The organism is Pseudorhodoplanes sp. (assembly GCA_032027085.1).
In the GTDB taxonomy this organism is placed as follows: Bacteria; Pseudomonadota; Alphaproteobacteria; order Rhizobiales; family Xanthobacteraceae; genus Pseudorhodoplanes.
This window is the reverse complement of the sequence record JAVSMS010000001.1, coordinates 3,245,944-3,270,340: the sequence shown is the minus strand read 5'-3', so window position 1 is coordinate 3,270,340 and position 24,397 is coordinate 3,245,944. Positions and strand designations below refer to the sequence as shown.

Annotated in this window: 29 protein-coding genes and 2 tRNA genes; 8 read left to right on the top strand and 23 right to left on the bottom strand. The window is 59.3% G+C overall.

Translation table 11 applies throughout. The features are described from left to right. Positions 1 to 38: 38 nt before the first annotated feature. On the bottom strand, positions 39 to 824 hold the full coding sequence (locus RO009_15800) for a protein-L-isoaspartate O-methyltransferase (protein ID MDT3686496.1): 786 nt from the start codon (positions 822 to 824) through the stop codon (positions 39 to 41). Between the two features lie 28 nt (positions 825 to 852). Between RO009_15800 and RO009_15795 the strand changes: the two genes are divergently transcribed. Further along, positions 853 to 926, top strand: a tRNA-Cys gene (locus tag RO009_15795). Positions 927 to 982: 56 nt separating this feature from the next. Continuing rightward, positions 983 to 1,057, top strand: a tRNA-Asn gene (locus RO009_15790). Positions 1,058 to 1,241: 184 nt separating this feature from the next. Here the strand turns inward: RO009_15790 and RO009_15785 are convergent. From RO009_15785 to RO009_15765, 5 genes are all read right to left on the bottom strand, one after another. Further along, a complete protein-coding gene (locus RO009_15785) occupies positions 1,242 to 1,988 on the bottom strand; it encodes a hypothetical protein (GenBank protein ID MDT3686495.1) in 747 nt (248 codons plus the stop codon). Further along, positions 1,981 to 2,781 carry a hypothetical protein gene (locus RO009_15780; protein MDT3686494.1) on the bottom strand — a complete coding sequence of 267 codons (801 nt, stop codon included), beginning with the start codon at positions 2,779 to 2,781 and terminating at the stop codon, positions 1,981 to 1,983. Before RO009_15780 ends, RO009_15785 begins: the two co-directional genes overlap by 8 nt. Continuing rightward, the gene (locus RO009_15775; protein MDT3686493.1) at positions 2,774 to 2,962 is read right to left on the bottom strand and encodes a hypothetical protein; all 189 of its coding nucleotides are present in this window, start codon (positions 2,960 to 2,962) and stop codon (positions 2,774 to 2,776) included. The genes RO009_15780 and RO009_15775 overlap by 8 nt, the downstream gene beginning before the upstream one ends. Positions 2,963 to 3,203: 241 nt before the next feature. Then, positions 3,204 to 3,758 carry a hypothetical protein gene (locus tag RO009_15770; protein ID MDT3686492.1) on the bottom strand — a complete coding sequence of 185 codons (555 nt, stop codon included), beginning with the start codon at positions 3,756 to 3,758 and terminating at the stop codon, positions 3,204 to 3,206. Continuing rightward, positions 3,755 to 4,126, bottom strand: coding sequence for a hypothetical protein (locus tag RO009_15765; GenBank protein MDT3686491.1), 372 nt, complete (start codon positions 4,124 to 4,126; stop codon positions 3,755 to 3,757). The genes RO009_15770 and RO009_15765 overlap by 4 nt, the downstream gene beginning before the upstream one ends. Before the next feature lie 166 nt (positions 4,127 to 4,292). Between RO009_15765 and RO009_15760 the strand changes: the two genes are divergently transcribed. Beyond that, positions 4,293 to 4,673 carry a hypothetical protein gene (locus RO009_15760; protein MDT3686490.1) on the top strand — a complete coding sequence of 127 codons (381 nt, stop codon included), beginning with the start codon at positions 4,293 to 4,295 and terminating at the stop codon, positions 4,671 to 4,673. A gap of 480 nt (positions 4,674 to 5,153) precedes the next feature. Here the strand turns inward: RO009_15760 and RO009_15755 are convergent, their stop codons facing one another. The 16 genes from RO009_15755 to RO009_15680 form a co-directional block, all read right to left on the bottom strand. Further along, positions 5,154 to 5,885 carry a hypothetical protein gene (locus RO009_15755; GenBank protein MDT3686489.1) on the bottom strand — a complete coding sequence of 244 codons (732 nt, stop codon included), beginning with the start codon at positions 5,883 to 5,885 and terminating at the stop codon, positions 5,154 to 5,156. A gap of 1 nt (position 5,886) precedes the next feature. Next, positions 5,887 to 6,399 (bottom strand): hypothetical protein, encoded by a 513-nt coding sequence (locus tag RO009_15750; GenBank protein MDT3686488.1) that lies wholly within the window; start codon positions 6,397 to 6,399, stop codon positions 5,887 to 5,889. 140 nt (positions 6,400 to 6,539) lie between these two features. Then, on the bottom strand, positions 6,540 to 8,084 hold the full coding sequence (locus tag RO009_15745; protein MDT3686487.1) for a DUF4055 domain-containing protein: 1,545 nt from the start codon (positions 8,082 to 8,084) through the stop codon (positions 6,540 to 6,542). Continuing rightward, complete coding sequence (locus RO009_15740; protein ID MDT3686486.1) at positions 8,081 to 8,968, bottom strand: hypothetical protein; 888 nt, start codon at positions 8,966 to 8,968, stop codon at positions 8,081 to 8,083. Before RO009_15740 ends, RO009_15745 begins: the two co-directional genes overlap by 4 nt. Then, positions 8,943 to 10,352 (bottom strand): terminase large subunit, encoded by a 1,410-nt coding sequence (locus tag RO009_15735; GenBank protein ID MDT3686485.1) that lies wholly within the window; start codon positions 10,350 to 10,352, stop codon positions 8,943 to 8,945. Before RO009_15735 ends, RO009_15740 begins: the two co-directional genes overlap by 26 nt. Then, the gene (locus RO009_15730; protein MDT3686484.1) at positions 10,349 to 10,531 is read right to left on the bottom strand and encodes a hypothetical protein; all 183 of its coding nucleotides are present in this window, start codon (positions 10,529 to 10,531) and stop codon (positions 10,349 to 10,351) included. The genes RO009_15735 and RO009_15730 overlap by 4 nt, the downstream gene beginning before the upstream one ends. Next, entirely contained in the window at positions 10,528 to 11,013 is a 486-nt protein-coding gene (locus tag RO009_15725) for a hypothetical protein (protein MDT3686483.1), read from the bottom strand. The genes RO009_15730 and RO009_15725 overlap by 4 nt, the downstream gene beginning before the upstream one ends. 337 nt (positions 11,014 to 11,350) lie before the next feature. Then, positions 11,351 to 11,578 carry a hypothetical protein gene (locus RO009_15720; protein MDT3686482.1) on the bottom strand — a complete coding sequence of 76 codons (228 nt, stop codon included), beginning with the start codon at positions 11,576 to 11,578 and terminating at the stop codon, positions 11,351 to 11,353. Then, complete coding sequence (locus tag RO009_15715) at positions 11,575 to 11,976, bottom strand: hypothetical protein (GenBank protein MDT3686481.1); 402 nt, start codon at positions 11,974 to 11,976, stop codon at positions 11,575 to 11,577. Before RO009_15715 ends, RO009_15720 begins: the two co-directional genes overlap by 4 nt. A gap of 406 nt (positions 11,977 to 12,382) precedes the next feature. Then, positions 12,383 to 13,534 carry an AAA family ATPase gene (locus tag RO009_15710; protein MDT3686480.1) on the bottom strand — a complete coding sequence of 384 codons (1,152 nt, stop codon included), beginning with the start codon at positions 13,532 to 13,534 and terminating at the stop codon, positions 12,383 to 12,385. Beyond that, positions 13,531 to 14,559 (bottom strand): toprim domain-containing protein, encoded by a 1,029-nt coding sequence (locus RO009_15705; protein ID MDT3686479.1) that lies wholly within the window; start codon positions 14,557 to 14,559, stop codon positions 13,531 to 13,533. Before RO009_15705 ends, RO009_15710 begins: the two co-directional genes overlap by 4 nt. Continuing rightward, the gene (locus RO009_15700; protein MDT3686478.1) at positions 14,559 to 14,768 is read right to left on the bottom strand and encodes an AlpA family phage regulatory protein; all 210 of its coding nucleotides are present in this window, start codon (positions 14,766 to 14,768) and stop codon (positions 14,559 to 14,561) included. Before RO009_15700 ends, RO009_15705 begins: the two co-directional genes overlap by 1 nt. A 92-nt stretch (positions 14,769 to 14,860) precedes the next feature. Next, positions 14,861 to 15,379 carry a hypothetical protein gene (locus RO009_15695; GenBank protein MDT3686477.1) on the bottom strand — a complete coding sequence of 173 codons (519 nt, stop codon included), beginning with the start codon at positions 15,377 to 15,379 and terminating at the stop codon, positions 14,861 to 14,863. Next, entirely contained in the window at positions 15,376 to 16,695 is a 1,320-nt protein-coding gene (locus RO009_15690) for an integrase arm-type DNA-binding domain-containing protein (protein ID MDT3686476.1), read from the bottom strand. Before RO009_15690 ends, RO009_15695 begins: the two co-directional genes overlap by 4 nt. A gap of 371 nt (positions 16,696 to 17,066) precedes the next feature. Further along, positions 17,067 to 17,492 carry a nuclear transport factor 2 family protein gene (locus RO009_15685; GenBank protein MDT3686475.1) on the bottom strand — a complete coding sequence of 142 codons (426 nt, stop codon included), beginning with the start codon at positions 17,490 to 17,492 and terminating at the stop codon, positions 17,067 to 17,069. A 39-nt stretch (positions 17,493 to 17,531) separates the two neighbouring features. Beyond that, positions 17,532 to 18,170: a glutathione S-transferase N-terminal domain-containing protein gene (locus RO009_15680; GenBank protein MDT3686474.1), complete on the bottom strand. Its 639-nt coding sequence runs from the start codon at positions 18,168 to 18,170 to the stop codon at positions 17,532 to 17,534. A gap of 135 nt (positions 18,171 to 18,305) precedes the next feature. On the opposite strand from RO009_15680, the gene RO009_15675 reads away from it, so the two are divergent. From RO009_15675 to RO009_15660, 4 genes are all read left to right on the top strand, one after another. Beyond that, positions 18,306 to 19,211, top strand: a complete 906-nt coding sequence (locus tag RO009_15675) for a LysR family transcriptional regulator (GenBank protein ID MDT3686473.1) — start codon at positions 18,306 to 18,308, stop codon at positions 19,209 to 19,211. Between the two features lie 295 nt (positions 19,212 to 19,506). Next, positions 19,507 to 19,992, top strand: coding sequence for a carboxymuconolactone decarboxylase family protein (locus RO009_15670; GenBank protein MDT3686472.1), 486 nt, complete (start codon positions 19,507 to 19,509; stop codon positions 19,990 to 19,992). An 11-nt stretch (positions 19,993 to 20,003) separates the two neighbouring features. After that, on the top strand, positions 20,004 to 20,912 hold the full coding sequence (locus RO009_15665) for an NAD(P)-dependent oxidoreductase (GenBank protein ID MDT3686471.1): 909 nt from the start codon (positions 20,004 to 20,006) through the stop codon (positions 20,910 to 20,912). A 106-nt stretch (positions 20,913 to 21,018) separates the two neighbouring features. After that, positions 21,019 to 22,047 (top strand): TRAP transporter substrate-binding protein, encoded by a 1,029-nt coding sequence (locus RO009_15660; GenBank protein ID MDT3686470.1) that lies wholly within the window; start codon positions 21,019 to 21,021, stop codon positions 22,045 to 22,047. 21 nt (positions 22,048 to 22,068) lie between these two features. Here the strand turns inward: RO009_15660 and RO009_15655 are convergent, their stop codons facing one another. Next, on the bottom strand, positions 22,069 to 23,160 hold the full coding sequence (locus tag RO009_15655) for a helix-turn-helix domain-containing protein (GenBank protein ID MDT3686469.1): 1,092 nt from the start codon (positions 23,158 to 23,160) through the stop codon (positions 22,069 to 22,071). A gap of 174 nt (positions 23,161 to 23,334) precedes the next feature. On the opposite strand from RO009_15655, the gene RO009_15650 reads away from it, so the two are divergent. Beyond that, positions 23,335 to 24,378, top strand: a complete 1,044-nt coding sequence (locus RO009_15650; GenBank protein ID MDT3686468.1) for a class I SAM-dependent methyltransferase — start codon at positions 23,335 to 23,337, stop codon at positions 24,376 to 24,378. Positions 24,379 to 24,397: the final 19 nt, after the last annotated feature.

The following is a 24,397-nucleotide window of genomic DNA, read 5'->3' as shown; positions in this document are numbered from 1 at the left end:
AGGGGAATGCGACCAAAGAGATACAGGTGGCGGCGGAGCTAGAAAACGAAGGCCGGCGGCAGGGAAAAGCCCGGCAAAACCGGTGCCGTGGCGTCAAAAATTGGCCGGCCGCCCACATCCCCCAGATCCAAGCGGTAAAGCATGGCCTTGGCCGCCGGACCGCGGCCCTGAATACAGATCAGCCGCCCGCCCTCGCGAAGCTGCCTGAACAGGGCTTCGGGGGGTATCTCCACCGCGCCGTTGACCAGAATGGCGTCATAAGGCGCCTCGGCCGCGTAACCATCTACCAGCCGGCCCTGCACAACCCGGACATTCGGCGCCGCCACGCGTCCCAATGCCGTACGCGCCTCGCTTAGCAGGAACGTGTCCTCATCGAGCGCGACAACCGAGCCAGCCAGGCGGCTCAGGATTGCAGAGGAGTAGCCGGTCAGGCATCCGACATCCAGGACCCGGTCCTCTTCATCAAGGTCCAGGGCCTGGATCATCTTGGCGAGCACCATCGGCTTCAGCAGACGGCGAACAATGCCCTCTCCGGGGCCGCCGACCGGCAAATCCTGATCGAGATAGGCGAGACTAGCCTTGCCGGCGGGCAGGAATTCCTCCCGCGGAATGTCGAGCATCGCGTCAATCAGGCGTGGATCGGTGATGTCGCTGGGCCGGACCTGGCCATCGACCATCATCCGCCGCATCGTCGCAAAATCGGTCATGCAATGAACCCGGGGTGGTGCCGTGAGCGTTCGCCTTGTGCGGCAGACAAGGCGAAAATGCAAGCCGATGCTGTTAGATAGATCGGTTTTGCGGCGCCTTGACCGGTTGCCGGCCAAACCTCGCTCCTATATAGCGAGGGCCAAGGGCCACGTGGCGGAGTGGTGACGCAGCGGACTGCAAATCCGCGTACCCCGGTTCAATTCCGGGCGTGGCCTCCAATTTCAGCAGCAATGCTTTGCAACTGCGGCGACCTTTGTTATACGCCGCGTTATGTTCCGCGGTAGCTCAGTGGTAGAGCAACCGGCTGTTAACCGGTTGGTCGCAGGTTCGAATCCTGCCCGCGGAGCCAACAAAATCAAAGGCTTAGAAAGAATAAACCCCGCCGAGTTAGCGGGGTTTTCTTTTCGGGGCCACATCTGGGGCCACAAGATCGATTCAAACTCGCTCGGGCGGCTGACAGGGCCGGATCACTCCGGCCCCACCCTCTCCGCAGCGGAAGAGTGGCCTATCCGCAGCCGCCCGAACTCATCTAGCTAGGCGGGTACCTCCTTGCGAACGACCAATAGCCGGCGCGTGTCGCGAAGAATCGAGCCCATCAGACCTCCAGCAATTTCCTCCGAAGTAAAAGTATCGGGCGCGGACTCAAACATGTCGATTTTCGCCAAGAGACCCTCGCGTGTCCGTGCCGGCTTAATGCGGATAGCTCGCTCGATCACATGCTGACGGTCGGCCATGTGGTCGACATCATCGTCGCCATCATCGTATCCGGCCGCCGTAAGCCTCCGCTTATATTCTGCGAAGTACTCCCTCGATAATTCAAGCATGTGCGTCAGCATGTCATGCTTTTGTTGCTGCCCTTCCGATAGGGGCTGGGGCTTGTCGTGCTCGATCAATTTGCGAATGCCGGGGGCCTCCTCGATTATCGTTATGGTGCTCGGCTGCACGTAAAACAGCGCGGACTCAATGTACCTTGGTTCAAGCGCGCCATGAGGAGGCAGCCAACTGCCGAAATATTCCGGCTCTTTAATGCGTAGCGCCTCGGTATGCGGACCGGGAATAATCGACGGGTCCGGCATGGGCATTGCGGACCGAACACGATTCATAATCTCAAAGGACCGGGTCGATCGCGTTTGGAAGTAGTCATGAAACTCGTGCCACGCTTTGCAGAGGCGAATTACCGGGTCTGGCTCAGGTGAGGTGGCCGCAGCAACGGACGGCAGGCTCAGGACTGGCGCGACAGCTAGGCTGGCGACGATGGAACGGCGGGAGATGTTACGCATGATACACCCCCAACTCCTCGATCTTGGCGGCAACATCCGCCCTGATCTCGCCGGTCACGAGCGGCTGCAGGACCATCAGCAGGAGGCTTCGGGATTGAAGGCGGTCGTTACCTTCATAGACCATCTCGAACACAGCCAAAGCATTCGGGTCTCGCTGCTCAGCGATAATGTTCATCAGCCGCCGTTGTATATCGAACATGCGGTCGCCAGTGAGCTCCAGCGTGTCCAGAAGTTGAGGGATGCCCTGCTGTAAATGTTCCACGCGCTGCTGACGAAGGCGGCGGATGACCTTCGCCATTGACGCACGATATTTGGCTCGTAATTCGGCTCGAATCTTTTTGTTCTTTGGCCGATCCAGATCGTGCACGGAAATCGACGTTTTCCATCCCTTGCGAATGTCATGGGGCGATACGCGAATACGGCGGAATACTGTCTTAGACCCCCTGGAAAATTCGGAGCACTCCGGGATGTGCTCCATTTCTGGCCAAAATGATTCTTCTCCGACACGCTCGTCGAGGCCGTTCATGTAGGCCGGGCCGGCATCGGCCCACCGGGGCAAACGCGACCTCGCTTCGTCGTAAAGCAAGCCCGCTTCTGCTTCTTGAGTTCGGAGGGTTTTGTATTCACGCCAGAGCGACTCGACCTCACGATGAACCGTGCGGGACGAAAGAATTGCGGCCTGCATGGCCTTCTCAACGTCGCCGGCATTCAAGGCGGCCGCGACGGCGGGGACCGGCGACATGGAAGCCGCGGCGCCGGCAAGAACTGTGCGGCGAGAAATGGCACTACGCATAGGCCACCTCCAGTCGCTCAACGCGGACCGAGCCGCTTTCCAGCGGCCGGCGCGGGGTTGCCGGGACGGCGAACATGTCGCCGCTATCGCGTTCGCCACGGGCGAAGAATGCCCGCAGGACGGGAGAGCGGGCGATCTCCGATAAACGAAGTGTGTTAGGCTTGTTGGAAGCTTGAAGCATGGACTGAACCTCCTGCTTTGGGTGAGAGCCGGGTCGAGCGCGCCAACGCTTGCCCGGCTCGCGAATTTATGGCACTAACAAATCATGACGTCAAGAATAAATAGCGCCATAAAATCGAAAAAAGGTCGTGGCCGTCCTTCGGTGGATACCGAGGCGGTGAACGTCCGCTTTCCCGTTGAAACGATTGCGGAAATCGACAAATTTCGCCGCAACCAGCCCGAATTGCCAACTAGGCCGGAAGCTATTCGTCAGCTTGTCGAGAAGGGGTTGCGCGGGACGTAGGCTTCTTGCGGCGCCGCTTCACAGGCGCATACCGCGCTCTCTCATACGTGATACTTTTCTCTCTGGAGCGTTCGAGCGCCTGAAGTGCCAAATACAATTCGTGCTCGGCGCGAGATTGCCACGTCATATGATCGGTTAGGATAGACGCAGCAATCTGGAGCGAGGCATCTCGAATCCTTGCGATTGCGAGCGAGCAGTCAGTACTGCCATCCTCCGCCCACCGCTTGAGATCCGAGGCCCTATTTTTTGTGGTCCACGGACGATGCTCGGCAAACGCGCGTTCGCAATTCAGAATTTCGTTCAACTCAGGCTTCGGCCAGCGCCCATGCGCGTCGACGAATTCCTGCATTCGATCCGCACATACTCGCAACTGACCCAATAGGTCTTCGGTGCTGCCAGCACCGCGTACAATTCGCAAAACATTGGCGGCAAGATTGCGCATCGGGTCAGTGAGCGCTTCGCGAGTTTTGACGCGGCGAATGTCCTCTTCGCTCTGTTCACTGACAATCTTCATTTGGCTTCTGAGGGCTCGCGCGGCGTGTTCCACCCGCCGGTCAGGACGTCCATAACTTCAAAGACGGTTGCAAGAGTACGCCATCCGCGGCTGTCTGTGCAGAACGCGTCGAACCATCCCTCAGTGAATTGTGGCGGTTCGATCGGCAATCCAAAAGGTCCCCTCGCCTCGGCGTTTTCGGGCGAGAGCGGCATAGGGGCCGACTTACCTTGCTCCCAGTACAGCCCACCCGACGGCAAGCGCTTGTACTCGCAATGGTGCGGATCGTGTTCTTCGTCGACGAGATCGATCAGCTCTCGTTTATTTTCGACGCAGTAGACGCCCACCAGGACCTTATCGTTGGCGTAACGCACGAGATATGCCGGCATATCGCTCTCCCGCTGTCGCCCAATTGAAGCGGAAAACGGGTTGTTTGGCTGTTGCGCGCGCGCCACGGTTGTGGGAAGATTAAGACGTTTGCTGGGGGTTAGGGATGAAATGCGCAGAGTTGTGCCCTACGCGATTGGCGCAATGCTCGCTGGCTGCAGCCAGTCAGTGAATCTCTACCCGGTTCAAGGGCCCCTTTCCCAACAACATCCGCTTCCCGTGATCACTGCCCAAGCGGACGGCATCACTGGGAACACGGGCGACATTACGCTGACCATGCCCGACGGGGAGGCTTGCAAGGGACGATGGTCGTCGGCCGCCCCACAACAAGTTGCGATCACATCCGGCTCTCTGTTTTCAACGTACGGCTCGGTCGCTGGGTATTCCATCTCCGCAGGTAACGTGCCTGGTGTAAATCGAGGCGAAGCATTTCTCGCCTGCGATCGATCTACGACGATGCAGGTTGAATTCTTCACTGGAAGCGGAACTGCGAATGGCTACGGCGTAGCGAAGGACTCCAAGAACAACATTTACAAATTGATTTTCTGAGATCGGAGTGAAGCGCGGCCTTTCGCTCGCCGGCTTTCGGACAGGTGGCGCCGCACGATGCCAGGGTCTTGTTCTTCGGCGTCACGGATTTCGCGGGCTTCGTGCAAATCCTTGGGTTTCAAGCCAACGTCTGCGATGGTTGGTTTAGAATTCCCGTTGGAAATTTTAGGAAGGTTGTCGCCAATCTTTGCGACCTCGCCGCGCTCCTGCGCTGCATCATATTCATCGGCGAGACGGCGCTTGGCCTGCGCTTCGATGTCGAGTGCGTCGGCTTGTGCGCGGTGCGCGGCAGCGATCAGGGAATCATGCGCTTAGGTGCGGCCTTTCGCGCGTTGGATTTTTCTTTGTCTGGACTAGGCTTTCATAAGGTCTCCCCAAGGCCGGACGACCCGCGCTGTCCCCCTCGTGTCCCCAAGGACGGCGCGGGTCTTTATTGGGATTTTTCCCCCGCAGCGACAGCGGCTTCGAGGGTAGGCCGATTCAGGCTTTTCCTGGACCGAACGCAGCCGCAGCGAACGCCAGACGGTTCGAGCCGCTGACCGCTTCAGAGAAATCAAACTCAATGTCTTCGGTCAGTTCGGTCCAGCTTATATCTGGCGTAGCCGCGCCGGCCGCCCCAATTGTGAGGCCGGACTGCGCGGATTCGTAGGTCTTGGATGCGCTTGCCGCCGTTTCCGGCCCGTCTGCGTCCAGATAACCGGTGACGGCGAGAATCGCCCCCCCAGCAGGACAATCAATCGCGCCGGACGCAGAATTTGAGCCAGTCACGGAAAGAGTGTCATGCGGCGCTTCAACGCCGCCAACCAACCGATACACGAACAGGGTCTTGAATGAATTGGCCGCCATCGTAGTGGAAGTCGTGACGACAATATCACCGGAAGTGCCGCCCGGTGTCGCGGTGTAGATGTAGGCACTCACCACGTCCGTTGTGGCGTTGTCTCGGTGCGCCTCAACTCGCTCCGTCGCGGCTTCGCCACCCACAGTGAAGGCGGTTATCGTGTTTGAATTGACACCGCCATCAGCAATGATCAGTGCGGCAACGATGACGCGGCCAGGAACGTTGGCGCCGAAATTCACATCCTCAAATGTCGTCTCGGCGGCGGTCGCTGTGCTGGTCTTGCTGTCGACCAGTTCAAGGCCGAACGGAATGAACGGGTGGGGTGACTGAAACCCACGAACACTTCCAGCGCCAAATGTACATCGAAGCGGCATACTAAGTTTCCCTGGTTCGAGACAGCAACAGCGCGCTACAGATGTTCGCCTCATCGAGATCGACCGCCGCTCCATCGCGACAGTCGAAAAGTTGCGATCCATCCCACGCCAATGAATGAAATTTCTCAAGGTCGGTTTCGACTGGCTCATCAACGATGACGCCGACAATTCCCACACGGCCGCTAATCATGTCGCGGACCTCTCGCGTGGAAGGAAGTGTGGCCCGACGAAAACTCGATGAAAGATTGACGATGGCGTCGTTGCTGGCCAATGGGATCGCCAAAACCCCCATGCGAAAAAGCGGCGGGATGATTTCATTTTCATAGATTGGTTCATGATCTTGCAGCTCGGTGAATCCCGTGTCGGGATCGATCGCAAGCCCCAGCACCTCCGCTGCCATTTCGTAGGTCCAGCCCATCACGGTGGCTAGCGACGCGAGCGAGCAATCGCCGCCATTCCTTTGCAGGACGATCTTCTCCGACGTGAGGCTTCCTGGTTTGATTGGCTGAGCCATCATAGTTTCCGCTCCTTTTGCGCCTTGCCGACCGCCACCTGTGCCGGCGACGAGGCGCGTCCCGTGCGACCGGACTCCCTCTAGCCGCACGGGGTTGCGCTCGGCCGCAGCATTCCGCTTTGGCCTGTTCGCATTCGTATTCATGCCGCGACCTCCAGATTTTCCGCGGGATCGATTAGCTCGCCAGTGCGCGGGTCCGTCTGAAATTCCGGCTCAAGACCTTCGCGCTCGATAGCGATCAATTCTTCTTCGGCTTCATCATCCGGAGCGTCGGGACCGAGGATTGATCGGCGCCGCAGTTCGTTTCGTTCGGTCTTTGCGGAGATGACGCCGCGTTGCTGAGCGGAGGCTAGAACCTTTGCCTCTTCGGCACCGCCGGCCTGCGCCGCGAAGTCGGTCGAGACGTTCGCCGTCGTCACGTCGGCGATTTGCATCCATTTTGCGGTGAACGCGAGACCTTCGTCCAAGGCGTTCTTCAACGCGATGGACCAGGATTCTATTGCGCTATGTGCGCGGCTCTGGTCGATGCCGGATGCCGTCGCAGTGACGTTCGATCTCGGCAGAGTCGGTTCAAGCGCGAGCTTGGAGAACACCTCCATGATGCGTTCCGGACCCTTGGCAATTTCTGCTACGAGAGAAGCATCAGGACCGAGGATTTCCCATTTCGGATTCCCTTCGCCTGTTGCCTGAGCGAACAGGGTCACATGCGGCCCGACCGTGATTTCGTCGCCTTCCGGCTTGCCGATGCCTTGCCCAGCCAGAATCGGCCATCCGCTGAAATTTTCGATCTCAGTTTGGCGCGCCAGGCTGCGATAGTATTCGAGCGCCACGTGGCAAAGTTCGTATGACCACGGCTTGCAGGACACGGTGCCCTTGCGTTTTCCTACGTGGAATAGAGCCAGCGGAATTTCACCGATGCTTATGATGCCGCTGTCGATCTCGACATAATCGCCCGAACCGGCGGGCTTCTGCCATAAGGTCCACCGAGCTCCGGCACCGCCGGGATCGCGCTCCATCACTCGCACGCGCGTCACTGTCGTTTCGGAAAAGCCCTCGGCAGTGGTTGCGTATTCGAACCATCGCGCGTGCGTGACGACTTCGCGGCCCCTGATCCAATCGGTGCGCACGTCAATCACGTCACGCGGACGGATCATAACCCAATATGGGCGCAATCCTTGGGCTTTTTCCTCGGCAATGGTCAGCGGCTTGCCGTCGGCGCGGGGCGTCGGTCGGGAATAATCCACGAGGAATAGGCCCGGCCCGTTTGCCACCGCCTCGTCGAAGAGCAACCGTGCAAACACGCTTAATGAGTTGCCGCGCCCATCGACGTTCTCCGCAAATTTCTGCAGCGCCGCCGGCGGCGTGCCGTTCAATGTCACCGGCTTCCGAAACGGCCGCGCGCACAAGCTTTCCAACGCGGCCGAAAAGATCGGGCGCCAAGGTGCATCAGCGAGACGTCGCTTGTACTTTTGCTCGGTTTCCTTTTCAAAGCGCGGCAGATACATTTCACCGCCGCGTTTGATTGCATCGTGCCCTTCAAGCACGTCGCCGATCTTTCGCCAGATCGGCTGCATCGCCTCGACTTCGGCCGACAACGTATCCGGACCCGCAACCTTGGGCGCATGGACCGCAGCCTGCGGCGTCAGCCGCGCTCCGGGTCCGAAAATTCCGCTGATCCAGTTCATGCTGCAAACTCCCGAATTTCGTCGGCCGTGGCATCGCGCCATATTTTTCGTTCAATGTCGTAGACCCGAGGGATTTCAACTTCCTCGCCGCCGACCACGCGAAGCTCCCGGCGCATTGGGCCGCGGCCTCCGTTAGCCTCCGCGGCCTTGGCAATCTCCTCGAAAATCTCGCGGCTGCAGCCGATCACTGCCTGCAATTCGGCGCGCGCTTTGTCGCTCACGTCCGCCGCGAGGTTCAACACCTCGGTCAGCCCGTCCAGTTCCTCGACCTCCTCCCCGCGCTCGCGCAGCAATTGCTCAGCGAAGATGTTTTCATGGACCTTGACGTGGACGCCGCTCAACGCCGGTATAGCGTTAGCGATTGCGCTGGCAACAACCGGATTGCCGCGATTATCTGCGAGAAACTGATCACGCTGGGCCGGCGTCATTGCCCGCATCGCGGAGCGGATTTCCTCCTGCTCATGGCGCTGATCTTCGGATGGCTTGGCCAGCGTCACCTTCCTGCGGCGTTCCGCTATTTCTGCCTGCAACTTCTCGATCTCAACTCGTGACCGTTTCAGCGCCGGCAAGGCTTCTTTCAACGCGGCATCACCAAGCTGTTCCTGCAGGCCGAGCGGCGTGAATTTCTTGCTGGATTCCAGTTCACCGCGCTTGGCGCGAAGCCCATCAACAATTTCGAAGGCCGCCGCATAAGCCCCCCGCGCCTTGGCAACCGTGCCGCTGGCGTCCAGATCAGGATCAAAGCAAAAGTAACCGATGAACTTGGATAGATCGGTCGTTGGTTCGCCCCCCGGTCGAAGGCTGGACTTCTTCACCCATTTCGACGTGTCGCGCGTGTAATATTTGCTCGCCATTTGATCACCACGTTGTTTGAAAATGGCCAATTGCGGCCGTTGCGGTTTTCGGTTTTGTCATGACAGTATCCAGGACTCCTGCAACTGCATTGCAAAGATCGTCGTGGCCCTGCGGCGGATGGTCGATAGAATCCTTGCCGCCTCGACCCGTGCGGCGTTCCAAACTCGTGAACTGATTGATCAGTCGTTCGCTATCGAGAAGATCGGCGTTGCGCGAGTTAATCGACGGCAACACGTCCCGATAAATGTCACTCTTGGGCTTATCAGAAAGCTCGTATTCGATGCCACGCTTGCGGAACTGTTCGCGCGGCCACTCGCCGGCATACCGGTCGCCTCGGACCTTGCGAATTCCGTAACGTTTCAGATCGCGGCAGAAATCTTCGACAACAGCCTCGGGACTGAATGGCGCCCTCCGCTCCCGCATCAGATCCAGCCGGGCGACGCCGCCCTCATTGTGAGCAATCGCCACGGTCATGGAATCCTTCGACCCGCCCGAAGGATCGACAAAGGCGACATAACGATGCCCGGCGATGGGAAGACGCTCCATGACGCCCTTCGCCACACAGGCGAGAATGGCATCCCGAGAGATGTAGGACTCAACATCATCGCGGAACTCAGCGAGGTATTCCGCCCGCGCCGCTGCAGCGTCCCGTTCAATCGCCTCATCAATAATTCGCTGCGGCACGCTCGGATTCATCGTGCGCGTAGCAGCGTGCCAGATCAGGATTTCGCCGTCCTGTCCGAAGTATCTGCGGAAGGCGTCGTACAGTTCGCCCTTTTTAGCGTATGGCGATGAGGCACACAGCAACAACGCGTTAGGGAATTGCGCCATGCCGGGGCGAATGGCGTTGAGGATTTCGGTGTCAGGCTCGGCCGAATCCCCGGTTGGAAAAAAAGCCATTTCGTCGAGCAGAGCGGCGCAAATCGCATAGCCGCGCACCGCCCTGAATGACGCGGTGGCAACCTCTATGCTGACCGAATTTTTTAAATCGAAGCTGTCGGAATTTTCGTTCTCGATCATCTTTCGGAGCATCGGAATCAGCGTCACGAACGCGCGAACATAACGGAAGATGACGCGGGCCTGCTTGCGGTCGGTGGCGATCACAAGAACCATCGCTCGCTCGCCGGGCATCAAATATTCGCGGTAACTCCTGAAACAGGCCAGATAGACAGCGCACAGCGCCAGGATGAACGATTTGCCAGCGCGCCGGCCGCAGATCAGCCACGCCTCCCTCGCCGGCTTTGTTGGTGCCAGCTTTCGCCCCGTGCATTGCTGATAGATTTCAAGCTGCGCCGCCGTCATCGGGAGAGCGAACAACGCGCACAGGAAGGCAAACCACGCCGTCCAGGTCTTCGGCTTGCGGAACCACTGCGAAAATAGTTTCGGGTCGGAAAGCGCCTCGACGATTGTCATTCAGCACCCCCAAGTACGTAGTTGCGAGCATCCAGGCAGGCTCGATTCACATCGTCGAACTCAGCTGGCGTGCCCCGCAGCAATTGCGCAACGCGGGCGAAATATTCGTCCCGGTCCACATCAGGGATCATGCGCGCAGTCGCGAAGATGTATTGGACCGTGTTCTTGGAGAGCATCATGCCGCAGCCCTCCCGATCTCAGCCTGAAACGCCACGGCGGCGCCCCACCTGGCGATCAGCGCGGCCTCTGCACGGCCGTGATCGGATTTGCGGGAAAAGCAGCCAGCGCCAGGCCATAGCTGCACAGCCAGCGCGCGCGATTTTTCTTTGTCGCGGTCCAGTTTGAAATGCCGCTTCCAGACCGCAGGCGCAACACGGTGCGAGGGAATGCCAAGCGCAGCGACAACGCCGCAGAGAGCGCCGTAGGCCGCCCCAAACTTGAACGTGCTACTAACCCCCTGCCCAGGCATAGCACCGGCCCGCTCGATCACAGCGAAGTCAGGCCGCATCTGCTTAAGCCTCGCGGCAAAAGCATCAGCATCAACCTCACCCGCAACGTTCGGAATATCCTCGGCAACGATGACCGTGGGCTGATCTGGAAAATAGAAGGCAACTCCGCCTGTCACGCCAGGATCAATTCCAAGAATGCAGCGAGCGTTCATGCTGCCTCCCCGTGCAGGAGGCTCGCACGTTCGCTAATTTCAGTTTCGTGGCCCGAGGTAGCGGCCAACTCGTTTTCGCGAATGCACGGGGCTGTGGCGCTATCAGGCGCGAACGTTATTTGGCCTGCCGATGTCGATTTGACGGTCAGCGTAGCCGCTTCACCGATTGAACGAATGACAAGGCATAACGTCTCGCCGCGATACGCTTCCAATCGTGTCGCTGGATCGTGGCCCGTTGAAATCAGCGCACGGCACAAGCGAAGCACAGGCGCCGGACCTGTTGCTGTAATGCCCAGGGCCGTAGCGCATTGACTGCCGATGAGATCAGCACGGATAGTCATGGCATGCGCCCCCACCATTCGCGCTCTTCCTCAGCCTGTTCTGCGAGGAATTGACCGAAGCTCTGGCCATGTTTGGCAAGCCACGACGCGGGATTGTCGCGATAGGCCGCGATTGCCGTTTGCCGGCGCCTGTCGATAGCGTCCAATGCAGAGCAACAGATTAGCCACGCCTCGGCAGAGTTGCGGCGCGCCTGTCGTTCGGCGGTGAAATCAATCACGCTCATGCCGCCCGCTCCGAGTTTTGAATGTAGTCGGACAGGTTTGGAGTTACGTCGCGCTGTCGGCGTTTGATGCCGATTGTTTCCAAGACGCGGCGTTGCGCATTCACGACGGTGCAGAATGCCGTCGTGTCCAAGGGCGCACCGCCGATCCACCTCGTTTCCATGTCCTCGATCATGGAGCCCAGCACGGCGGCTCGCTGTACGAGCTGGCGCTCGCCAGTGGTCAGGGCCTCACTACCGCCCAGATCGGACTCGAGCGCGACGATCAGCGCTTCCGTCTTCCTGAACGCACTGGTTCGGCGGTCCAGGTCCGCGAGCGTCAGGAAGCGAGCCTTGCTCCCGCCCTTCGGCATGGCTTCGGCCGGGTATCCCTCTTGCACGTCGCTGGTATTCTCAAGCATTCGCGTGGCCCCTGTGTGGCCCCATAAGAAATTAGCTTCATTCTGATTTGCAAGATAATTCGTATTCACCGGCCTAAATGAAATGCAGTGCAACCGGTTGAATACCGCCTGATCGTTGGAGCGTGCCCCACTTCGCCAACCTGGAGCGCTGGCCAGCCGGGCCACGACCGCACATCGCCTCCCCGAAAAAACAAGGAGCCACGAAATAAAATTGCGCGACTTCCACAATCCTCTAGCTTCGGTTCCTGCCTTAGGGAGTTGAAGCGCCGTCAGGCGGCTTCCAACTCCAAGGGGGTTATAGGGGTGTGTGCGAGCATAGGTTCGAAGGGGGTTCGAACGGCGTTGGAAGGGGGTTGGAAGGCCGTTGGAATAGGAATATTTCCGCGTTGGAAGGGGGTTGGAAGGTTCAATCATCGTCCCCTCCAGGTGTGATTGCGTTCGCCAGAACGATCCTCTCCCGCCGTTTCGAAGCTGGGCCGATCTGTTCAATTCGAATCTTTCCCGACGCAAGCAGCCGTTCCATTGCCGCGCGATATGCGCGTTTGGTGATACGTTTGCCTTGAGGGTGTGCCGCGAAGATTGCTGGCGCGTAGGTTGGCGACGGCTTCGTGCTGACATCTCGGCCTTGGGTTGCCATCAACCGCAGTAGATCGAGGAAGGCGTAATCCGCCTTCATCTCGGCCGCGAGTTGATCGAACCCGGTTTCGCTTTCTTCGCGAATGAAAACGCCATCACGCCATCGGACGTGAATTTCGGTGCCGGCGCGTCCGTAGTTTGCCTTCATCGTAGTGAGAACGCGAAGGTCGGGATCGGGCTCGGCATCGTCCGTAGTAGTGGCTCGATGAAAATAGAGCCGCGAGCGGACTGAGTTGCTCCAAGCCGTTGATCCCGACGCCCCGGTCCCCGTGCTCAACCCTGATAGGCTGGGATGAGACAGAAGCAGGATTGCAGTATCAAAATCGAGAGCGAAGCCGCGCAGCATTCCGATGAATGCCCTCGCCTGCGCTCGCTGTATTTCGTCACCGGCAAACACATCGGCCAGGGTGTCCAGCACAACCAGCTTCGGCCGGCGATGGCGAATTGTTTCCTGCAGCCATTCCGCGAGGGCGGTGCGCTTCATTTCTCCGGCCTTCGAAAATTGCGCAAGGATTGCATCGCGGCCGGCCATCGGAACAAGATGCAGTCCGTTTAGATCGGAAATGCTGACCGCGTTTGAATTGCAGATGTCATCAAGGCGGCGATGTAACTCATCCTCTTCGTCTTCAGCGGAGACGAAGAGCGCCGCGCCCGGTGTTGTTTCCAGGCCAAGCCAGGGCTTTCCGATTGCCATGGCGACGCAGAGCTGCAGAGCAAGCAGGCTCTTGCCCGTTCCGCCATCGCCCGAGCAGATTGAGGGTGTCCGATCCGGAATGAGGCCGGGAACGATCCACGCTCTCGGCTTGATTTCTCTTCCTGCCCACGATGCCGCGCAGATGATACGCGCCGGTTCGGCGCTGGCGGGTTGGCCGAAGCGTTGAATCTCAACGGGAACACTCCCGACAGGGGACAGGCTTTTCATTCGACGCCCTGCACCGCGTCGTTGAAATCGTTGCCCACCATGGGCAAAACGATCTCAACCTCGCGACCCTCTGCCGTCCAACGCTCGCCGCACTCACGCGCCGCGCGCTCGTTTGCGCCGTTGTCGCCCCGCTCTCCGAGAATGGTGAGCGTATCGATACCGGGCAAAACGGGGAATGAAGCAATTGCTCCGGCCGAACCAACGGCCCAAACCGGCGAATATCCGAGCACCCGCGCCGCGAGGCACGTTTCAAACCCTTCACCGATGCAAAGTCCCTGCGTGACGTTTTCGTCGGCACTAATCTTGATTGCCGCATCGCGAACGCTGCCGAGCATTTTTCGCTCCAGCTTCCGCGCTTCCTTGTCAAGAAAGGTGCGCTGGATCGCGGCCGGTGCGTTTGTCCGAACGTCGCGAAACAACGTGATGAGCGCAGGCGCAAAGCCGCCGTTAAAAGATAGTCGCGGATGAAAGCGTGCAACCTCGCCGGCAACGTCATCCGGCAGATCGAGGCCGCGATGTTGACGCAGGTATTTTTCTGAAAGTGTGCCGCGCGGATCGACACTTTCCTTCCAGATTCTCAAAGCCACTTGACCGAAGTTGGTAGTCTCCGGCGCCGTCTTAGGTTTAGGGCGGAAGGTCGTGAAGGGATTTGGTTCACCAGGCTTCCACTTGGACAGCCCAAGCCGATCTCGCACATAATCTCGGCAGGCAATTGCATCGTCGCCGGCGAAGCTGTGAACAACGAAGCCGTCTGGCGCGTTCGGATCGACGCGGATTGAAAGGGAGCGGTCGCGCGGGCTGTGCCCTGGGCCGGGAACCTTCACCGAATCTTTGCTCGTGAGGTCGCCGCCTAGAATTGAAGCGATTGTGCGCGCATCTATTCCAACGTCGAAGAAATTCCGAGATTGCGGAAAGGCGCGTCCTTGGCTAAGGATACTTTCGATCAGCCCGCCAGCTTGATCTGATTTCCGAACGCCGCTTCTCGTCTCAGCGAGGGCGGCGTTCGCCGTGTGTGGCGTCCGCACTATGCAGCCACCATCGACTTGTCGCGGGCTTCAATCTGCCGGCGCAGATAGGCGTCGATCTCGGTCTCAAGCCACCCATGACGGGCGGGGCCAACCGGGACACGTTTCGGGAATTTGCCGAGTTTCTCAAGCCGCCAAAGTTGGACTTTTGAATACTTCACACCCTTCAGGGTGGCTAAGTCCTCGTAACTCAAAATTCGAAGCGTCATTTGTTATTCCTTCGCGTGCATTTCTGTGCGAAGGAATAAGCGGCATTTCACACCGCTTTGTCGGCCGCAAATGGCCGGAAAAGGTCATAAAACTATTTTCTGGCCTTGTAGATTGGCGAGATTTTCTCCCTAACCGTGCTGATGCCCGGCTCCTTTCCCCATTTTGATTGACACCAAACCAGCATCGATTGTTCTAGGTCCGCTTGCTTGTCAGGTAGTCCATCTGGTGTGTTAGCGCGCCGGATGATCTCAATATAAAACGCCTCCCAGTCGTGGGATGGTCGCCCTCTCCTTTCTCCATTTATAGCAGGCTGATCTGGCCACAGTTTTTCAACGTCGTCCCGAGACAGTCGGGTCTTACCGAGATCGATGTCGAAATGTTCGGGATATTCCGCCGTTATTCGGTAACGCATGCCATCATACTTTGATGACTTATCCCATGTTGCCACATCGCAAATCTCCCACAAGTCACCATCGTTCTTTCTGATCTCAGCAACAAGGGCACCCTCCTTAATGGCCGCATCGAGCGGATCATACACGCCAGATTTGTCGCGCGCTTGAGCAAGCTTCCGCGCTTCGTAGTAACTCATGTGTTTGGATACGAATGTCATAATCTACCCCCGACCAACGAAACGACGTTATTGGGTTCGGATTTCCGCGTGCTAATGCGTCGAATATGCTGCGCTAATAACGTTAGCGCTTCGGCTTTCTCCCGCTCATATTTGTAGTGATCGTATGCGCCTTTGATGCCGGGTCGCACGTGGGCCAGCACTGCTTCGCGGACCTCCTCAGAAATCTGCAGTGAGGAAAGGATCGTTCGAACCGTGCGGCGAATATCGTGGTTTTGCCAGTGAGAAAGTTGAACCTTGGAAGCGTCCTTGCCCTGCAGCTTTGCCCACGCCCTTAGCGAGCGCAGCATCCGCGCATCAGTTCGTTCCTTGACCTTGCTGGAAATCCAGACGGACTTCTCCCCGAATGTGAGCGAAAATAAATAATCGCCGCGCTTAAACCGTGGCAAGCCGTTCAGAACGGCCATTATGTCGTCAGTGATCGGCACCAGGTGCGCCCGCGCCTTCTGGTTCTTGCCCTTCATTCGTTCGGCGGGAATGACCCAGCGCCTATTTGGAATATCAAACTCGCTCCATCGCGCGTCCGCGACTTCATTCAAGCGCAGTCCGGTGAGCAGGAGAAGTCGATAGATTGGCCCGTATGGATATGGCATTCGGGACGCTCGCCAGAGTGCCGCGACCTCTTCGTCATTCAGCGTCCGATCCCGAAATTCCTTGTCGCCCAAAATCAGCTTGGGCTTGATTCCATCGCAAGGTGAGTGATCGAGGCCGTATCCGTTCATGACGGCCCATGAAAACAGTGTGCGGGCGATGGAAAGCAGATTGCGGGCCTGTGCCGGCGCCTCCACCTTTTTCGCGCGTATTAGAGCCAGCACGTCGTGGCGGTCGATACCGGCCACCGGGCGATCCCCCCAGGCACCGGCCAGCTCGTTACGGATCATCCGAGCAACTTCCTCACCCTTGCGCTGGATCGGCCTGTCGGGCTTGGCGCCGATCACGGCGTCCGCGATGTAGGCTTCGGCAACCTTTCGAAACGTATGGGCCTGCCGGCGCGCCACGGCCTGTTTGGCGCGTTCCTCTGCGGCCTTGGGGTCTTCGCCCCGCTTCACCATCGCGAGCCAATCCCTGGCCCTCTGGCGCGCCTCCGCGAGCGAGATTGCGCCGTACTCTCCCATTGCCCGGCGGGTTGGCTGCTTTTTACCCGGCATCCGGGTTTTGAGTGCGAATGTGCGGGTGCCCTTGTCCGTAACGCGGACGATGAGGCCGGGGACTTCGCTGTCTAGGCGCTCATATCGCGTGCCGGCTGGGGCGGGTTTCAGGCTCTTTAGGAAAGCATCGGAAAATTTCTTGCGGGCCATATCTCGCTCCGGGGCCACGTCGGGGCCACAAATCATGCGCAATAGAGTGTGGCCCCGTGAAACGATTTGCAAGCAGAATATGCGAGGAAACGGCTATTTTAGAGGACAATCTGCAATCCGTTGAACCGGTAGGAAACACCCCTAAACGCTATATCTAGCGGCTGTTAACCGGTTGGTCGCAGGTTCGAATCCTGCCCGCGGAGCCAGTTTTTGGACGGTCTGTTGCGGCCGCCTGGGCCGCGCTCCATCTGCGGCGCAATACCCAACCGCCTTCCACAGATGCGCTGCGCAACGATTGCCGAAAAGGCTTCGGTAACGCGCTGGTCTCGAGCGGAACCTTGAACACAATAGCAGACGGGCCGCCGGCGCCGCTATTCGGTGTGCGGCGGGGCCTCGATCGCCCAGCTCGGATCGGCGCCGAACGGATGATCCATGAAGAACACCCATGTCCCGTCCGGCAGTCGGCGATGAACTTCCATGCCGTGGTGATGCACTTGTGTCGGCTTGCCGTCTTTGTCCGTGCCCTTGATCAGCCATTGTGAGCGGGTCATGGCGAAGTCGCCGGCGACCGTCGTGTGATGAGTCACAACATCCATATGTGGTTTCAGCCCGACATAAGCGGCCATCGTCTTGCGGATGTTTTTAGCGCCGCGCGCGAGGGTGGTCCCGCCATGAACTTCATCGACCTGAACGATCGATGCGTCGGGATGATACATTGCCGCAGCGGCTTCAACGTCCTGCGCGTTGAAGGCGCGTGCGAGCCAGAGATTGCAAAGTTCGGGGGATGGAGCGCCCATTTTTCTCTCCTGTGCTGAAGGTCTGGTCGAATGTTGTGTTCAGGCGGCCTCATGTTTTGCGAGGTCCGGAACAAGAAGGCCGCGCTGGACGGCCGGCCGCGACGCGACATCATCACGCCAGCGGACGAGGCTCGTGTAGGAATCCAATGCGACGCCTATCCTCGCTGCAGCGGCGTAAATCCACGGCCAGGTCATTACGTCGGCGGCACCGTAACGATCGCCGGCGAGGTACTGGTTCACTGCCAGCCGGGTGTTGAGAACGCGCAGAACGCGCGCGGTCTCGCGCTCGAAACGCTCGATCACGGATACGATCTTCTCCGGGGCGAAGATCTTGTAGTTCCAGAGCTGTCCGAGTGTCGGGCCGACATGCGCCGCTTGAAACAGGATCCACTGAAGCGTCAGTCCCGCTTCGGCCTCGTCTCGCGCTTTCAGGACGCCGGAGCGCTCGGTCAGATAGAGCAGAATGGCGCCGCTCTCCATGACCGTCCGGTTTCGATCCGGATCGACGATGACCGGAATCTTGTTGTTGGGATTGAGGGCAAGGAATTCGGGGCCGTTCTGATCGCCTTTCTCGATATCCACGACATGCACGCCATATGGCAGGCCTGTCTCCTCGAGCATGATCGAGGCTTTGTGACCATTGGGAGTCTGGTAGGTATAAAGCTGGATCGGGGTCATCTCGTGTTCCCGCTGTTGAGCGACACAACCACTCGCCCACTGCCCGAGACCTTAGGTCTGGCAAAATGGAAAGCACGTTGGGATTACGCCAGCGCCCCTTGCACAGCCGCAAGCGATCAGATGTTATGATGGTGCATGGATGACTGGAACGAGCTCCAACTCGTGCTTGCGGTGCAACGAACGAGCACCCTGACCGGCGCGGCCAAAACACTCGGCATCGATCATTCCACCGCGTTTCGCCGCCTGAATGCCTTGGAGACGCGGCTCGGCGTGCGCCTGTTCGAGCGGTTGCCCGGCGGGGCGTATCAGGCGACCCCGGCGGGCGAGCGAATGGCGGCGGCGGCCGAGCGAATGGAGGACGAGGCGCTCGCCATCAACCGCGATGTTGCCGGCCGGGACCACCGTCTCTCCGGCCGCTTGCGCGTAACATCTTCGGAGACGCTGGCGTATCGGATCCTGACCCGCCATCTCGCCGCGTTCCGGCAGGCCCATCCGGGCATTGTGGTCGAACTTGTCGTCGACAACCGTGTCCTCAGCCTTTCACGACGCGAGGCGGACATCGCCCTTCGCCCGATGCGGCCGAAGGAAGGTGATCTCTGGGGCCGCAAACTCGCCAATGTTGCATGGACCGTCTACGGCGCCGTTGACTATCTGCAAGGAGACGGCGCGACCGTGTCGTCGCCGGAAGACCTTGGCCGTCATCCTCTTATCGGATGGGAAGAAACGGTCGGCGGCATCATGGCTGCGGACTGGCTGAACCGAGCGGTGTCGGGTGAGACCGTCGTTTACAGGACGAACAGCCTCATCAATCAGTTCGTCGCCGCGAAGGCCGGCATCGGTCTCGCCCTCCTGCCTTGCTATCTCGGAGATGGAGATTCAGGCCTCGCCCGCGCGCTGCCGAATCCGGTGCCGGATTTATCGGGCGAATTATGGATCGTGACCCACGCGGACCTCCGGGGAACGGCGCGGGTCCGTGCTTTCTTCGATCTCGTCGGCGATGGCCTTGCCCGTGAGCATGATCTGTTCGACGGCCAATCTTAATTTTTCAATACGGCAACCGCTGTCTCCTGCGCGCCTTGATCCGGATCAAAGCGAGGCGGGCCGCAGTAGAGCGAATGCCGGCAGACGTTGCCATTGTGGTCGGGGCCATTACGGGTGCCTTCATTATTTTCGCTGTGGCCCTGGCCCTGGCCTGGGCGCAGTTTCACACCCGCGCGTCGTAAAAACAGCCCAACAAATAACGCTCGGAGCAGAGATCAAGACAACGGTGGGCAACCGCAACGCTTCCACTCACGCAACAATTGATACATGATCGCGGCTGGAGGAACGCCCGATCATGAAAAAATCAAACAGGATCAGGCCGGCAGCAACAAAAACCGCCACAAGAAAATCCGCCAGGCCGCAGAAAAATCCGACACCTGACAGCCGCTCGAAACGGGAATCCGCCAACCCGGTCTTCGCGCGCGGCCTTGATGTCCGCCGCGCCATGTGGGGACACGAAGGCGCGGAAGGTCAGATCGATTCAGCCACCGATTTTATCTGGCCAATGCAGGATTATGTGACGCGCTGGTGTTTCGGCGAGACCTGGACGCGCACCAAGTTGCCGCGCAAGGCGCGCAGCATGATCACGCTCGGCATTCTGGTGGCGCAGGGCCGGCCGCACGAACTGAAAGTGCATGTGCGCGGCGCTATCGCTAACGGCCTGACCAAGGAGGAAATCCAGGAAGTCCTGCTGCACGCGATGGTCTATTCCGGCATTCCGCGCGGCGTCGAGGGCTTTCGCTCCGCCGCCGAAGTGCTGAAGGAAATGGGTCTGGAATAGAGCGCACGGACATGGGTGACATCAGAACAATCGGCTTTATCGGCCTCGGCAATATGGGCGTGCCGATGGCGGCCAATCTTGTGCGCGGCGGCTATCAGGTCATCGGTTTCGATCTCGATGCGGGGCGCACGCAGATTTTTGCAAAGGATCATTCTGCCCGGGCGACATCCGATCTCGCCGAACTCGGCAAGGCGGCTGACGCCATCATCACCATGCTGCCGACCGGCCACGACGTGCGCGATGTCCTGCTGCACGCGCAGGGTGGCGCCCTCGCCGCCCATTTAAGAGCCGGTGCGTATGTGATCGACATGAGTTCGGCCGATCCAGTCGGCACGCGGGCCCTTGGCCGGGATCTTGCGGCGCGGAGCATCACGCTTATTGACGCACCGGTCTCCGGCGGGGTTGTGCGCGCGAAGGATGGCTCGCTCGCCATCATGATCGGCGGAAATGCCAGTGGGGTGGCCGCGGTCAAGCCGCTGCTCACCAATATGGGCCAGAAATTGTTTGAGGTCGGCGGCCTTGGCTGCGGACACGCGATGAAGGCATTGAACAACTTTCTCGCCGCCACCAGCTTTGCTGCGGCGGCGGAAGCCGTCGCGGTCGGACGTCGCTTTGGACTCGATCCGGCGGTCATGATCGACGTCATCAATGTCTCGACCGGCCGCAGTTTCGCCAGCGAGAACCTGATCAAGCAGCACGTCCTGAGCGGCGCCTTCGGCACCGGATTCGCGCTCGGCCTGCTGGCAAAAGATGTCGGCATCGCCGCCGATCTCGCCGAGCAGATCGACATGAATGCGCCACTCACCCAGTTGATCCGCGACATGTGGGCGGACGCACGCGAAGCCGTCGGCGGCGATCAGGATCACACCAGCGCGGCACCGTATTGGGAGCGTCGCGCCACGCGACAGGCGGCGGAGTGATCTGCGGCCGCTACGAATCCTAACGTCTTCTGGAGACCTGACACGACAAACTGATCACATACGCGCTCTGCTCGACAACAAATCGCGATTATTTGGGAGGACAGATATGAGACGTATTGGGCTGTGTTTGATTGGATTGTGTTTCGTAGCGATTTCACAGGCATCCCCTGCGCCTGCCCAGGACAAGCCGATGGAGCTTCGGTTCGGGCATTGGGTGCCGCCGGCGCATCCGATGCACGCGGCCGCGGAAGCCTGGGCAGATTCGATCAAGAAGGCCTCGAACGGTACGATCAGCATCAAGATTTTTCCGTCGCAGCAGCTCGGCAAGGCATTCGATCACTATAACATGGCGCGCGACGGCATTGCCGACATCGCGCATGTGAATCCCGGTTACGAGCCGGGCCGCTTTCCAATCATGGGCGCGTCCGAACTCCCCTTCATCTTCGCCAATGCCAAGAGCGGCAGCGCCGCGCTTGATGCCTGGTACCGCAAATATGCCGACAAGGAGATGAAGGACGTCCGCTATTGCCTCACCTTCGCGCATGACCCGGCAACGGTGCACACCACCAAGAAGAAGGTTGTCATGCCGACAGATATTGCCGGCATGAAGATCCGTCCGGCGAACGCAACAATTGCGCGCTTCATCTCCCTGCTCGGCGGCGCCAACATCCAGGCCTCAGCCCCCGAGGCCCGCGATGTGCTGGAGAAGGGCGTCGCCGAAGGCATCACTTTTCCTTGGGGATCGATCGTGCTGTTCGGCATCGACAAGGTGACGAAGTATCACATCGATTCGGCCTTCTACGTCACCGAACAGACCTGGGTGCTGAACAAGGCGAAGTATGAATCGATGTCGCCTGCGCAGAAGAAAGTCATGGACGATCATTGCACCAGCGAATGGGCCGAAAAGATCGCGACGCCCTGGGCGGATTTCGAAGCTGGCGGCCGCGGCAAGATCAAGGCGCAGGAGGGACACGAGGTCTACGCGCTCACACCGGCCCAGCTTGCCGAATGGCGCAAGGCCGCCGAACCGCTGAAAACCGAATGGGAAGCGGCGGTGAAAAAGGCCGGCCATGATCCGAAGGCGATTTTCGACGATCTGAAGGCGGAACTCGCCAAATACAAGGCGGCCTATTGATCGTGTGAGTCCGCGCGTCCGTTATGTTTCAGTGGACGCGCGGACCGCTGCTTTCGTCTTCGCAGTTTCACGGATGCGCGGCTTGTCGCTCATCCGTTCTCCTGGATAAATCGGAAGCTGAAATTGGCGCCGGTAGTTTACCGGCGTCATGCCGGTCAGGCGCGCAAACAGACGGCGAAAATAAGCTGTGTCCTGATACCCGACGTCGTGCGCGATCTGCTCGACCGTGTCGTCCCCCGTTTCCAGCGCGTGCTTGGCTTCTTCGATCCGAAGCGCCTGGATATACGCAATCGGAGCATAGCCCGTAGCTGATTTGAATCTGCGGGTAAATGTCCGCTCCGGAAGGCCGGACATCTGGACAAGTTCGGAGACGACATTCGGCCCGTTGTAATTCTCCGAAATCCAGACCTGCAGCTTCTGAACCAGCGGATCGTCGTGCAGCACGTTTTGCACCATGCTGGCATAAGGCAATTGTCCGTCCCGATGCCACTGGTACAGAAAGATCTTCGACAGACGAATGGCCTCTTCGGAGCCAACATGTCGCGCAACCAGAAACAACACCAAATCCTGCCAAGACGATGCGCCGCCGCTGCAGACGACCCTCTGTCCAGGGCCCGATTGCACGAGAATGCGGTTGGCATGCACAGTGACATTAGGAAACTCACGACGGAACAAGTCTGCATACCCCCAGTGCGTCGTCGCCTCGAGTCCATCGAGTAGCCCGGCTTCGGCAAGCGCGAGCGATCCGCCGCACGAGGAATAAATGTATGAGCCGGACCGATACGCGGCTTTGATCCATTCAAGCAACCGACGATCCAGCTCGCGCAGCGATTCCGCCTTGCTTACAATCACGTTCGGAATGATCACGATATCCGTGTCGTGCACCGAAGCCACGGAATCCTGAACGATGATCGACACTCCGGTGATCAGTTGCAACGGCCCGGCTTGCGCGCCCACGATCCGAGGTTCGAAAAGCGGCTCTCCCGGTGGTGCGCCTTTCAGCGTGTCCCAGAACCGTCCTGCCGCCCACAACGTGTCGTAGATGCCGTACAGGATTGACGGATCGCACTCAGGGAAGACCACGAGACTGACGTGAAGCGGCTTTGCCCGCATCAGGACCTCTCCTTTGGCCGGATAGGCTCGTTCGTGGCGATTTTGCCTCTCCAGTTCGCGCCTGAACAGAGATACGTCGCCGCGCCAATGAGGCGGCCCGCATTACTGGCCATTTTGATCGAACCAATGCGGCCCGACGAACGACCAACATATCCTAAAACCTGGAGAGACAGGATGAATCTGGATCAGCAAAAACTCAATGCTTTGCTCGGGACGATGGTGAACGAGATGGGCGCCGCCGCCAACGCGCCCCTGGTCATGATCGGCGACAGGCTTGGTCTTTACCGTGCCCTGAAAGAGCCGCGGACACCGGCCGAGCTGGCTCAGACGACCGGCACTCACGAACGAATGGTCCGTGAATGGCTCGCCACACAAGCCGCGTCCGGCTACGTGACATACGATTCTGCCACTCGGAAGTTTTCTCTTACTGCTGAGCAGGCAGCCGTCTTCGCCGACGATGACAGCCCCGTGAACATGACCGGTGGATTCTATTCGCTCGCGGCCGTCTATGCTTCAGAGCCGAAACTGACGGACGCGTTCAAGTCCGGAAATGGAGTCGGCTGGAGTCAACAATGCAATTGCCTGTTTTGCGGCGTCGACCGGTTTTTCCGGCCGGGCTACAAGGCCAATCTCATCGGCTCCTGGCTGCCGGCGCTGGATGGCGTCGTGGCCAAGCTGAAGAAAGGTGCCCGCGTCGCCGATGTGGGCTGCGGGCATGGATCGTCCACCATCCTGATGGCCGATGCATTCCCGAACTCGGAATTCATCGGCTTTGATTTTCATGAGGCTTCGGTCCGGGAGGGGCGCAGTCGCATTGCAGGCCGCAAGAACGTCCGGTTCGAAGTCGCACGCGCGCAAGATTATCCGGGCCGGGACTACGACCTTGTGACAGTCTTCGACGCACTGCACGACATGGGCGATCCCGTCGGCGCCGCCAAGCACATGCGCCAGTCGCTGGCCCCCGACGGCACTTTGATGCTGGTCGAGCCAATGGCCGCCGATACGCTGGAAGGTAATCTCAATCCGGTCGGCCGCGTCTTCTATGCGTTCTCCACGAGCGTTTGCGTTCCCACGTCGCTCAATCAGGAAGTCGGCACAGCGCTGGGCGCGCAAGCCGGCCAGGCACGGCTCGAGGACGTGCTTCGCCAAGGCGGATTTACACGATGCCGCCGTGCGACAGAGACGCCCTTCAATATGATTTTGGAAGCGCGGCCGTAGGAGCTGGCACGTTCAGAAA